The sequence below is a fragment of the Flavobacterium cheongpyeongense genome (genome assembly GCF_003202435.1).
GTDB classification, from domain to species: Bacteria; Bacteroidota; Bacteroidia; order Flavobacteriales; family Flavobacteriaceae; genus Flavobacterium; species Flavobacterium cheongpyeongense.
Genome location: NZ_QJHK01000067.1, coordinates 1 through 301, shown reverse-complemented (window position 1 = coordinate 301; position 301 = coordinate 1). Strand labels below are relative to the sequence as shown.

The following is a 301-nucleotide window of genomic DNA, read 5'->3' as shown; positions in this document are numbered from 1 at the left end:
GTAACTGTACAGCTATTTGCATCTGTAATTTTGAATGTATAAGTACCTGCTGCTGATGCTGTATAAACGTTAGTAGCCATACCTGTGTATGAAGTACCGCCATTTGTTGAAACCTCATAAGTATAAGCCGTTCTGCCCCCTGAAACCGTAAGGGTAATCTGGGCATCTGGCGTCGTTGGTGAACAGCTAAGCTCTCTGGTTACAGCTGCACTTGCTGTCAGCTGTGGATAAACCGTTACCGCTGCTGATGGAGAAGTACAACCGTTGGCATCTTTTATCCAAACTGTATATGTTCCCGCTG

The 301-nt window shown here is 45.2% G+C and carries 1 protein-coding gene; it reads right to left on the bottom strand.

From position 1 onward, the window contains the following. The coding region (locus tag DMB65_RS21935) for a hypothetical protein (protein WP_133249528.1) at nt 1-301 on the bottom strand (301 nt) is incomplete at both ends.